At 34.4% G+C, this 11,087-nt stretch carries 13 protein-coding genes; 11 read left to right on the plus strand and 2 right to left on the minus strand.

Features of this window, described 5'->3' with window-relative positions:
• Positions 1 to 171: 171 nt before the first annotated feature.
• The 5 genes from ytaF (at position 172) to tsaD (ending at position 3,540) form a co-directional block, all read left to right on the plus strand.
• Entirely contained in the window at positions 172 to 774 is a 603-nt protein-coding gene (gene ytaF / locus QWC74_RS00275) for a sporulation membrane protein YtaF (RefSeq protein ID WP_006783510.1), read from the plus strand.
• Positions 775 to 928: 154 nt separating this feature from the next.
• Positions 929 to 1,378, plus strand: coding sequence for a tRNA (adenosine(37)-N6)-threonylcarbamoyltransferase complex ATPase subunit type 1 TsaE (gene tsaE, locus QWC74_RS00280; RefSeq protein WP_006783509.1), 450 nt, complete (start codon positions 929 to 931; stop codon positions 1,376 to 1,378).
• Positions 1,378 to 2,067, plus strand: coding sequence for a tRNA (adenosine(37)-N6)-threonylcarbamoyltransferase complex dimerization subunit type 1 TsaB (gene tsaB / locus QWC74_RS00285; RefSeq protein WP_006783508.1), 690 nt, complete (start codon positions 1,378 to 1,380; stop codon positions 2,065 to 2,067). The genes tsaE and tsaB overlap by 1 nt, the downstream gene beginning before the upstream one ends.
• Positions 2,068 to 2,074: 7 nt before the next feature.
• Entirely contained in the window at positions 2,075 to 2,506 is a 432-nt protein-coding gene (gene rimI / locus QWC74_RS00290) for a ribosomal protein S18-alanine N-acetyltransferase (RefSeq protein ID WP_006783507.1), read from the plus strand.
• Between the two features lie 14 nt (positions 2,507 to 2,520).
• A complete protein-coding gene (tsaD, locus tag QWC74_RS00295) occupies positions 2,521 to 3,540 on the plus strand; it encodes a tRNA (adenosine(37)-N6)-threonylcarbamoyltransferase complex transferase subunit TsaD (RefSeq protein WP_006783506.1) in 1,020 nt (339 codons plus the stop codon).
• A 176-nt stretch (positions 3,541 to 3,716) separates the two neighbouring features.
• Here the strand turns inward: tsaD and QWC74_RS00300 are convergent, their stop codons facing one another.
• Positions 3,717 to 3,893, minus strand: coding sequence for a hypothetical protein (locus QWC74_RS00300; RefSeq protein ID WP_006783505.1), 177 nt, complete (start codon positions 3,891 to 3,893; stop codon positions 3,717 to 3,719).
• A gap of 95 nt (positions 3,894 to 3,988) precedes the next feature.
• The gene (locus QWC74_RS00305; protein WP_006783504.1) at positions 3,989 to 5,896 is read right to left on the minus strand and encodes an ABC-F family ATP-binding cassette domain-containing protein; all 1,908 of its coding nucleotides are present in this window, start codon (positions 5,894 to 5,896) and stop codon (positions 3,989 to 3,991) included.
• Between the two features lie 240 nt (positions 5,897 to 6,136).
• Between QWC74_RS00305 and QWC74_RS00310 the strand changes: the two genes are divergently transcribed.
• From QWC74_RS00310 to groEL, 6 genes are all read left to right on the plus strand, one after another.
• Positions 6,137 to 6,796 (plus strand): redox-sensing transcriptional repressor Rex, encoded by a 660-nt coding sequence (locus tag QWC74_RS00310; RefSeq protein WP_006783503.1) that lies wholly within the window; start codon positions 6,137 to 6,139, stop codon positions 6,794 to 6,796.
• Between the two features lie 331 nt (positions 6,797 to 7,127).
• Entirely contained in the window at positions 7,128 to 7,751 is a 624-nt protein-coding gene (locus QWC74_RS00315) for an ECF transporter S component (RefSeq protein ID WP_006783502.1), read from the plus strand.
• On the plus strand, positions 7,752 to 8,963 hold the full coding sequence (coaBC, locus tag QWC74_RS00320) for a bifunctional phosphopantothenoylcysteine decarboxylase/phosphopantothenate--cysteine ligase CoaBC (protein ID WP_006783501.1): 1,212 nt from the start codon (positions 7,752 to 7,754) through the stop codon (positions 8,961 to 8,963).
• The gene (locus QWC74_RS00325; RefSeq protein WP_006783500.1) at positions 8,957 to 9,727 is read left to right on the plus strand and encodes a type III pantothenate kinase; all 771 of its coding nucleotides are present in this window, start codon (positions 8,957 to 8,959) and stop codon (positions 9,725 to 9,727) included. The genes coaBC and QWC74_RS00325 overlap by 7 nt, the downstream gene beginning before the upstream one ends.
• 226 nt (positions 9,728 to 9,953) lie before the next feature.
• Positions 9,954 to 10,241 carry a co-chaperone GroES gene (locus QWC74_RS00330; protein ID WP_009606167.1) on the plus strand — a complete coding sequence of 96 codons (288 nt, stop codon included), beginning with the start codon at positions 9,954 to 9,956 and terminating at the stop codon, positions 10,239 to 10,241.
• Between the two features lie 46 nt (positions 10,242 to 10,287).
• Positions 10,288 to 11,087: chaperonin GroEL (gene groEL, locus QWC74_RS00335; protein ID WP_288993776.1), on the plus strand; the 800-nt coding region annotated here is incomplete at its 3' end.

Consider the following 11,087-nt stretch of genomic DNA (forward strand, 5'->3'; position numbering starts at 1 on the left):
AGCGCCGAGGGTAGTACGCAAGTGCGAGAGTAGGACGTTGCTGGGCCAAAGAAATAAAAAGCACTTAAATAGTGCTTTTTTTGCGTTTAAAAATTAATATAGTTATGTAAGTTCCCTACTTTCGATTTGTTCATATATTAACATGTAACATATCGAAAGTAGGGATTTATCATGTATTTTTTATCAATATTATTATTCTCTGCTGCAGTTACCTGTGATGGGTTAATCATAGGTCTCAGCTATGGAGCTAGAAAAGTTAAGATTAATTTCATGTGTAATCTTATTGTAGGTATTATTTCTTGTTTGGGAACGATGATTGGAATGTATACAGGCCAGTTATTTGATATATTTTTAGTTGAATCTGTGGCAACCTATTTAGGGAGTGTCTTATTATTCTTATTCGGATTATATATGTTTTATCAAGCTTTATATAAACAATTAAATGCAAGAAAACAAAAAGAAGCATTGATGACAAATGTAGCGGATTTAGCTGAGACGTTTGACAGAGACCACTCTAAGACAATTGAGGTAAAAGAGGCACTTATGCTTGGATTATTTTTGTGTATTAATAATATTGGGTTAGGTGTTGGTGCTTCTTTGACCGGTCTAAATATTCTACTTACTTCTATAACATGTTTAGTTTTAAGTGTCGTTTTTATAGGGGGTGGATGTCATTTAACTTATAATTTTCTTAGTGAAAAAACGGTTCAATATGCCGAATATGTAGCAAGTATAATGATTATGATTTTGGCTATATATGAATTGTTTTTTTAAGAGGATAGATATTAAATCTATCCTTTTTTTATTGAATGTAATTAATGTAAAAACTTATGCTATAATAGTTTATAGTTTATTAATTTATTTTGAAAATGTAGCAAATATAAAATCCATACTAAATTTAGTAGATATAATAATTATAGGTGATTAGATGAAGCATGTTATTAAGACACAATCAGTAGAAGAAACACAAAAAGTAGCTTATGCAATTGGAAAATGGGTTAAGTCAGGCATGATTTTAACATTGGAAGGAGACTTAGGAGCTGGAAAAACTACTTTTACTAAAGGGTTAGCTAAAGGATTGGATATTAAACGTAATGTTAATAGTCCAACATTTACGATAATTAAAGAATATCAAGGTCGGTTACCTTTATATCATATGGATGTGTATCGTTTGGAAAATGGTGCTGATGAAATTGGACTAGATGACTATCTATATGGTGAAGGAGTCTGCGTGATTGAATGGGCTAGTATGATTGAAGATTTACTACCAAATGAGCGACTAGATATTAAAATATTCCGTGATGGAGAGTTTGAGCGTCGTATTGAATTATTGCCAATCGGATCTGAATATGAAACAGTTAGTGAGGAGTTAAATTAATGTTCGTTTTAGGAATTGATACATCGAATACAATTTTATCTATTGCATTGGTTAAGGATGGTGAGACTTTAGCAGAGCTTACTGAGGCCACAAAGAATGATCATTCAAAAAAATTAATGCCAGCAATTCAAGACTTATTTAAGCAAGTACATGCTACTCCACAACAATTAGATCGTATTGTTGTTGCAGAAGGACCAGGTTCTTATACAGGTGTACGAATTGGTGTTACGGTAGCTAAGATGTTAGCATGGACATTAGAAAAAGAGTTAGTCGGGATTTCTAGCCTTGCGGTCATAGCTCGAAATATTGAAGAAGAAGGATTAATTATTCCATTATTTGATGCTCGACGTGAGACTGTATTTGCAGGTGTATATGATGGTAAAACTCATAATGTTGTTTTAGAAGATGGACACTATGAATTACGTCAATTATTGGAGCATTTAAAGGAAAGTCCTAAAACAATGTATTTCCTTGGCAATGATGTAAGTCGCTATTGGGATTTAATTGTTGAATATTTGGGAGAACAGGCAGTTCAAACGACTGATGAGGAGTTAAATATCCCACATGCGAGTATGCTTATAAAATGTGCTAAAGATGTTAAACCAGTTGAGAATATTCATTTATTTGTACCTAAATATCATCGTTTGCCTGAAGCTGAAATGAATTGGCTATTAGAACAGAAGAAGTAGGGATAGTATGATGATTAGAAAGATGAAGGAATCGGATATTTCTGTATTAAATCAAATACATGAAGAACTTTTTCATCAGAGTTTTAATTTTGTTGATTATGCAGCAGAAAAGATGTTTCATTATGGAATTGTACTAGAAGACAAAGGTGAGATTTTAGGATATTTAGTAGGCCAGTTAGTATTTGAAATGGGCGATTTATTTTATATTGCAGTTAATCCTACTAAACGTGGAAATGGATATGGATTAAAGCTTATGGATAAGTTTATTTCTGATGCGAAGTGTTTACTCGCTGAGACGATTTCTCTAGAGGTTCGTGTGAGTAATCAACCTGCCATTTCACTTTATGAAAAGTGTGGGTTTTTACGTGCGAGCGTACGAAAGAATTATTATTCAGATGGTGAAGATGCTTTATTGATGGTTTATTATTTTAATACATAGAAATGGTGGTTTGAATGAAAAAAGATGTTTTAGTATTAGCAGTAGAGAGTAGTTGTGATGAAACGAGTGTTGCTGTTGTTAAAAATGGTACTGAGATTTTAGCCAATATTGTAGCATCACAAATTAAGAGTCATCAACGCTTCGGTGGTGTTGTTCCAGAGGTTGCGAGTCGTCATCACGTTGAGAGTATAACGGGTGTATTTGAGGAAGCTTTAGAGGTGGCTAACGTAACATGGAGTGATATTGATGCGATTGCTGTGACAGAGGGTCCAGGATTAGTAGGATCATTGTTAATTGGAATTAATGCAGCTAAGGTGTTATCATTTGTTCATAATATTCCGTTAGTGGGAGTTCATCATATTGCAGGTCATATTTATGCGAATCAGTTAGTAGAACCTTTAGAGTTTCCGTTATTGGCTTTAGTTGTGTCTGGTGGTCATACTGAATTAGTTTATATGAAAGATCATTATGATTTTGAAGTGATTGGTGAAACATTAGATGATGCTGTGGGTGAGGCATATGATAAGGTTGCTCGTACGTTAAAATTACCGTATCCAGGTGGGCCTCATATTGATCGTTTAGCAGCTGAGGGTGAGGATACATATAAATTACCTCGTGTTTGGTTAGACAAAGAGGCGTATGATTTTAGTTTCTCAGGATTAAAGTCTGCGGTTATTAATACGGTTCATAATGCTACGCAACGTGGGCAAGAGATTGTTCCACAAAATTTAGCAGCAAGTTTTCAAGCGAGTGTTGTTGAGGTATTAGTAGAGAAAACGATGCGTGCTGCCCGTCAGTATGGTGTTAAACAGATTATTGTAGCTGGTGGAGTATCAGCTAATAAGGGATTGCGTCATGCACTTGAAGAGGCTGTATCGAAAAATTCTGATGTAAAGTTAACGATTCCGCCATTATCTCTTTGTACAGATAATGCAGCAATGATTGGAGCTGCCGGAACACAAGCTTATTTAAAAGGACATCGTAGTGGTCTTGATATGAATGGAATGCCAGGAATGGAATTACAATCTTTATAGTCTTTAAATCGGTATATCGAGAGGTATACCAATTTTTTTATGTTTAAATATTTAAAAAGAACAAATGAATTCTTAGTTATTGAGAGTGATTTATATTAATAGTGTAAAGGTAATTGTTTCGAGATCTCATTATATAAAAAACTCTATCTGTGTAGATAGAGTTATAGGTGGTTAGATTATTTATTTCTCGCAGCATGACGTGCACGATTAGCTTTTGCATAAGCTTCACGAGCATTTTTATAATGGATGCCTCCTTCATTATTTAATGCTTTTGCCCATTCACGATGTCCGACTTTTGTCCAATGACTTGCGATTCTGTCATAAGTGGTATTTTTATTAATTCCACGTGACATTTAGCACTCCCCCTTTTGTTACATTATATTCAGCGGATTATCGCAATATTCTAAAAATATAGAAAAAAAGTCTCGATTTTCGAGACTTTTTTTGGTTACGCTAGTGATTCCCATGTTTCCATTGCATCAGCTAATAATTGTTCAAGTTCTTCAATGCGTGATTGAACTTCCGCTGATTTTTGTGTATCAAGGTAAACTTCTTCTTTGAAGAGTTCAGCTTGATTATAAGCTAATTCTTCTTCGTATTCTGAAATTTTTGTTTCGATATCTTCTAATTGACGTTTACGTTGTTGCTCTAAGCGACGTTGCTCTTTTTGTTTTTGATAATCAGTTATGGTTGGTTCATCATTTTTCTTAGAGTTTTCGGCTTGTAGTGCTGCTTCTTTTTCAGCTAATTGTTGTTTTTTTTCAGTGTAGTCTGAATAGTTTCCAATATATGAAGTTACACCATGTGGAGTAACCTCTAAAACACGTGTCGCAATTTTATCGATGAAGTAACGGTCATGAGAGATGAAGAAGACAGTCCCTTCATAGTCTTCAAGTGATAATTCAAGCATTTCTTTACTATCAATATCTAAGTGGTTAGTCGGCTCATCGAGTAATAAGAAGTTGTTTTTTTCAAGCATGAGCTTACATAATGTGAGTCGAACTTTTTCTCCACCGGATAACTGATTAACGGTTTTAAAGACATCATCACCTGTAAATAAAAAGTTTCCAAGTAAGGTACGAATATCTTTTTCAAGTCGTCCAGGGAAACAATTCCAAACTTCATTTAAGACTGTATTGCTAGAGTTTAGGTTAGCCTGCTCTTGATCGAAATATCCCATATCTAAGCTTTTTCCATAATAGATATCTCCTTTAAGTGGGGGAAGGGTTTGTGCAACTGTTTTCAAAATAGTTGATTTTCCGATTCCATTAGGACCGATTAAAGCTACTCGATCAAGTCGATTAATTTGAAAGTTTAAATCGTCTGTAATCACCTGATTGTCGTACCCAACGCTTAAATTTTCTACTTTTAAAACGTCATTTCCACTGCGACGGTCAATTTCAAATGTGATTCCAATTGATTTATCGTTAATTTTAGGTATTTCAATACGTTCCATTTTCTCAAGTTTTTTACGTCGAGATTGGGCTTGCTTTGTCGTAGAGGCACGAACGATATTACGGCTAATGAAGTCTTCCATTTTTGAGATTTCTTTTTGTTGCTTTTCGTATTGTTTCATTAAAGAGCTATAAGCAACGGCTTTTTGGTCGATATAGTCTGAGTAATTTCCTTTGTATTTCGTACATTTTCTATATTCAATTTCATAAATAGTTGTAGCAATTTGGTCGATAAAGAAACGGTCGTGGGATACGATAACAACGGCGCCTGAATATTTTTTTAGGTATCCTTCTAACCATTCAATTGTATCAATATCTAAGTGGTTGGTTGGCTCATCGAGAATTAAGATATCTGGTTTTTGAAGTAGAAGTTTTGCTAACGCTAAGCGGGTTTTTTGTCCTCCACTTAAGTTTGAAATTTTTTGGTCAAAACCAATTTCATTGAATTTGAATCGATTTAAAATGTTATTAATTTCAGCTTCATAGGTGTAGCCACTCATTAATTCAAATTGGTGATTCATATTTTGGTATTGTTCGATAATTTTTAGGTAGGCTTCAGTTGTAGGATCAATTTCAGCCATTTTTAAACTTAATTCTTCTAATTGTTTCTTTAATTGAAGTGTTTTACTAAATACTTTTAACATTTCATTATAAATAGTATCGTCTGAATTAACATGGCTTGATTGTGCAAAATAACCAAGGATGACGCTTTGGGGTTTATGGATTTCACCTGAGTCAAAGTCAATTTCATCTGCAATCATTTTTAGTAGTGTTGATTTTCCAGCTCCATTACGTCCAACAACTGCTATGCGCTCACCCTTTTTGACTTCAAATTGGACGTTTTCAAGAATTGGCGTTCCTGAATAGAGTTTCGTCAATTTACTTGTTTGTAATAAAATCATGGTCTATCTCCTTTAAAAAGTTACGTTGTTTGAATTTAGTTTTTAAGGTTATGAGGTTATTAAAAACTCTGTGACTTTAATAATAAGTATAATGCTTAATCTCAAGATGTGCAACGGACACTAATGTAAATAAGGGACGATTTTTGAAGTAATTTAACATATAGACGTTTTATGCTCGTGACAGTATTCACATTGCATTATTTTCATGATATTATTTTAATATGGTAAAGGAGGTTTTTTATGCTATCAAATATTCCGAATGCAACAATAAAAAGATTAGCATTATACCGTCGCTGTTTCGTTGAATTAGATGAGATGGGGGTAAAACGAATTCAATCAAGCGAATTGAGCCAAAAAATTGGAATCGATTCAGCTACAATTCGTCGTGATTTTTCATATTTAGGTGAATTAGGACGCCAAGGTTATGGTTATGAAGTTAGAATTGTACTAGAAGCATTCAATAACTTGTTAAAAACAGAAGACGTTCAAAGCTGTGTTTTAATTGGGGTAGGTAACTTAGGACGTGCCTTATTAAAATATTTTAGTTCAGATAAATTCAAAAAACGCGTCTTCAGAACACCAGTTAACTTAGTTGCTGGGTTTGATACGGATGAGTCATTAGTGGGACAATGTATCGGCGATTTACCTTTATACCATTTAGATAGTTTAAAGGATTATATTGAGGAGCATAAAGTAACATATGTTATTTTAACGGTACCACCAACGGTAGCACAAGCTGTCGCTACATCATTAGAAGGATTGGGAATCAAAGGGATTTTAAACTTGTCATCAACAGTAATTAATGTGAGTGAAGAGATTACAGTTCATGAAGTTGATTTAAATATGGAACTAGAAACGTTATTCTTTTATGTATTCCAAAAAGAACAAGCGGGACGATAATTTATAAGGGATGTTATATGAGGGGGAAAAGCTTATAATCTTTAGGATTATAAGCTTTTTTATTGAATAAAAAGTGTCGAAATGACGCAAATTTTATAAGAATAAGGAGTTTTTATTATGTAAATGTAAGCGTCATAATTAATCTGTGGTTTATAATGGAAAAATCTTTTGTTTTGGTTGAAAAAAGGTTATAACCTAAGTATAATAAAAAGCGATGAGATGGGGAGAGTTGATGGTGATCATATAGACATCAATCAAATAATGACCATGGATTCAAATTTAAATTTCGATGCGTTGCATTCTTAGGAAGCGACAGTGGAGGAGAAGAAAAATGAATAGTACAAGAAAGAAAACAAAATTTTTAGTTTTACTGACAATGTTTTGTAGTATTGAGGTCGTTTTAATGTTTACACCACTTGGATTTATTCCACTTGGTCCAATTCGCGCGACAACATTGCATATTCCGGTTATTTTAGCGGGGATGTTACTTGGCGTTAAAGGTGGAGCAATAACTGGTTTAGTCTTTGGACTTGGAAGTGTGTTAATTAATACGATTACCCCAACGATTACATCGTTTGTATTTACTCCGTTTTATTCATTGGGTGAGTATCACGGGAATTTAATGAGTTTAGTCATCGCAATTGGCCCACGTGTATTACTTGGAGTCATGAGTGCATTGTTATATACTTGGTTTAAGAAACGAAATCATAATGTTGCAGGTAGTGCTGTTACGGCATTGGTCTGTACGATTATGCATAGTGTTTTAGTTTTAGGTATGATTTATTTATTCTTTGGTCCAAGCTATGCAGCGGCTAAAGGGGTAGATGTTTCAGAATTATTTGTGCTTTTAATGGGACTTATCACAACAAATAGTGTGTTAGAAGCAATTTTAGCCACTGTTGTAACGACACCATTAGTTAAGGTATTAGAGCCGATGATGAAGAAGGTGATGTAATTGAGCAAAAAGACGATTGTCTTAGGTGTCACGGGCGGTATTGCAGCATTTAAAAGTGCTCAGATTGCTAGTAATTTATATAAAAAGGGCTATGATGTCCATGTGATTATGACTAAAAATGCAACCGAGTTTATTCAGCCGTTAACATTTGAAACGTTAACTCATAATCGAGTATCAATTGATACGTTCGATCGTAATTTTGAGTATAATGTGAATCATATTTCATTGGCACAACGAGCAGATTTATTTGTAGTGGCTCCAGCATCAGCAAATTGTATTGCTAAGTTTGCTCATGGATTAGCAGATGATATGTTATCAACAACATTTTTAGCAGCGTCTTGTCCTAAATTAATTGCACCTGCAATGAATACGGGAATGTTAACTAATCCTATTACACAACGAAATATCAAGATGTGTAAAGAAGCTGGTATGCAATTTATTGAATCAGGCAGCGGTTATTTGGCTTGCGGTGATATTGGTGCCGGAAGATTAGCTGATGTAGATGATATTATGGATGCTATTGAATGGGCAATCGTTAAAGAAAAGCCACTTGAAGGAGTCAAGGTTGTTGTAACGGCAGGTCCTACACAGGAAGATTTAGACCCGGTTCGGTTTATTACGAATCACTCAAGTGGAAAAATGGGGTATTCAGTAGCCCGCGCAGCTAGAAATTTAGGAGCAAATGTAACGTTAATTTCAGGTCCGGTTAATTTAAGAAAGCCAGTGGGAATTGAAGTTATTAACGTTCGTACGGCAACGGAAATGTTTGAAGTATTCGATTCATTAAAGTCTCAGTATGATATTTTAATTAAATCAGCAGCTGTTTCAGATTACGGTGTTGAATCTGTTGCAAATCAAAAGTTGAAAAAATCTGGTGATCGATTGACTTTAGAATTTGTTATGAATCAAGATATTTTAGCTTATGCTGGTCAACATAAATTACCGCATCAAGTGGTTTGTGGATTCGCAATGGAGACTGAAAATTTAGTCGAGTTTGCGACTAAAAAATTAATAAATAAGAAAGCTGACATGATTGTTGCTAATCAGTTAACAGATGAAGGTGCAGGCTTTAATAAAGATACAAATTTAGTTACATTTATTACGGAATCGAACTGTGAGAAGCTTGATTTAATGAGTAAAGAGGCAGTTGGATATGAGATTTTAAGTCGTCTGATGACGATGTTAATGGAGAAAAGAGGAGAAGTATGTTAGTTGTTATTGACGTAGGAAATACAAACATTACATTAGGTGTGTATAATCAAGATGAGCTAATTGCTAATTTTCGATTAACAACTAAGATGCAAAGAACGTCAGATGAGTTTGGAATTACGATTTTGTCGTTTTTCCGTACGAAGGATATTAACCCTTTATCGATTGAAGCTGTCTTAATTTCTAGTGTTGTGCCGAAGGTTATGCATTCTTTAACTAATGGAATTCGTAAGTATTTTAACTTAGAGCCGATGATTGTAGGTCCTGGCGTGAAAACAGGTATTTCGATTAAAACAGAAAATCCAAAAGAGGTTGGAGCAGACCGAATTGTAGATATCGCAGCCGCTTATCATATTTATGGAGGACCTGCGCTAGTGATTGATTTCGGAACGGCGACAACGTATGATTATGTTAATGAATTTGGAGAATTTGAGTTTGGCGTAACTTCACCTGGAATTGAAATTTGTGCTCAAGCATTATGGACTCAAGCTGCTAAATTACCAGAGATTGAAATCAAAAAGCCTGAGTCAATTGTGTGCCGAAATACAATTACAAGCATGCAAGGTGGACTTGTCTTTGGATATATTGGACAAACTGAATATATTATTAAAAAGGTTAAAGAGCAAGTTGGCAAGGATCTTAAGGTTATTGCAACTGGGGGTCTTGGTCGAATTATTTTTAATGAAACGGATATGATTGATGTTTATGATCCAGATTTAGGATTTAAGGGAATGAAAATCATCTATCAAAAGACAAAACAAAATTAGAGAAATAAAAAGTTAGGAAGATTTTAAATCGTTCTAACTTTTTTCATTTCTCGACAAGTAGCATTTTAATAATTGGAATGCTCAATAAAATTAAGCATATTTATGGAAAGAGTGACTATAATAAATAGGAATTTGGTTTTTATCTATTGCCAATATTTATTAGTATTTGTATAATCAACACAGTAGCACTCTTACATCTTGAGTGCTAAAACGAGGAGGGAACATTATGTTAAAACCACTGAATAATCATGTTGTACTTGAAGTTGTAGAAGTTGAACTAACAACGGCAAGTGGAATTATTCTTTCAAGAGAAGCTGCAAAGCCAAGTCATTCTGAAGGTGTTATTTTGGCTGTGGGAGAAGGGCGTATTCTTGATAATGGACAACGTTTACCACTTGATGTTATGGTGGGACAACGTGTTATCTATAATGGATTTGGTGGAACTAAGGTCAACCATCAAGGGAAGGATTTAGTGATTGTTTCATCTGAGGATATTTTAGCAATTGTTGAATAATTGATATTAAAATAGTTTAAATATAGGTGATAAGGGAGGAATTTTAATGGCAAAAGAAATTTTATTTGCTGAAGATGCTCGTCGTGCGATGATTCGTGGTGTGGATAAGTTAGCTGATACAGTAAAAGTAACGCTTGGACCTAAAGGAAGAAATGTAATCCTTGAGCAAAAATTTGGAGCACCTCAAATTATTAATGATGGGGTTTCGATTGCAAAGGAAATTGAACTTGAGGATAAGTTTGAAAACATGGGAGCTCGTTTAGTGGCTCAAGTAGCAAGTCGTACGAATGATGTAGCAGGTGATGGGACAACGACGGCTACGGTTTTAGCACAAGCTATGATTCGTGAAGGAAATAAAAATATTGTAGCAGGTGCAAATCCAATGACGATTCGTCGTGGAATGGAACGCGCTGTTAAGGTTGCGGTTGAAGCATTAAAATCGGCTTCTAAACCGATTGAAGGAAAAGAATCGATTGCTAATGTTGCAGCTATTTCTGCAGCTGATGAGGAAATTGGTAAGTTAATTGCAGAAGCAATGGAACGTGTTGGAAATGATGGTGTGATTACATTAGAAGAGTCTAAAGGATTCGAAACAACAATGGATATTGTTGAAGGAATGCAATTTGATCGCGGATATTTATCATCATATATGGTAACTGATACAGATAAAATGGAAGCAATTTTAGATAATCCATATATTTTAGTGACGGATTCAAAAATCTCGACTTTACAAGATATTTTACCAATTCTTGAACAATTAGTTCAAACAGGTCGTCCAATGGTGATTGTGGCAGATGATGTTGAAAATGAAGCGTTGGCAGCTTTAGTTGTAAATAAGTTACGTGG

Source organism: uncultured Turicibacter sp. (assembly GCF_938044715.1).
In the GTDB taxonomy this organism is placed as follows: domain Bacteria; phylum Bacillota_I; class Bacilli_A; order MOL361; family Turicibacteraceae; genus Turicibacter; species Turicibacter sanguinis.